This window comes from Robertmurraya korlensis (assembly GCF_023715225.1).
In the GTDB taxonomy this organism is placed as follows: Bacteria; Bacillota; Bacilli; order Bacillales; family Cytobacillaceae; genus Robertmurraya_A.
On record NZ_JAMBNS010000123.1, the window covers coordinates 1 to 434 of the forward strand.

Here is a 434-nt window from a genome sequence, read left to right on the forward strand (position 1 = left end):
TGTAATTGGCTGATTGGTAAGATGTCTTATGCTCGGCTTCGCTGAGTGGTTGCTCATTCATCAAGTGTTGGCACACGGCTTTGAGGGTATCGGCTTGCAACACCTTCACGCCATCGACTTTGACCGCTTCATCGGCATTGTCTTTGGGAACAATCAAGATGCGCCGGTCTACCTTGAGTGCCCGTGATACTGCCAACGCCCCAGCAATGCCTCGTAAATCGCCATTGAGCGCCAATTCGCCAATAAACTCGTACTGCGCAAGCACGGTTTCATCAATTTGACCACTCGCTGCCAAGATGCCTATAGCAATGGGTAAATCAAGCCGTGCGCCATCTTTGGGTAAATCGGCGGGCGCAAGGTTGATAGTTAATCTGCGATTGGGAAATTGAAAACCCGAGTTGATAATGGCAGAGCGCACCCTATCTTTACTCTCC

Annotated in this window: 1 protein-coding gene; it reads right to left on the reverse strand. The window is 50.2% G+C overall.

Annotated elements, in window-relative coordinates; all coding sequences use genetic code 11:
• Positions 1–434 (reverse strand): magnesium chelatase domain-containing protein (locus M3175_RS26080; protein WP_285852457.1); only part of this gene is annotated, 434 nt, incomplete at both ends.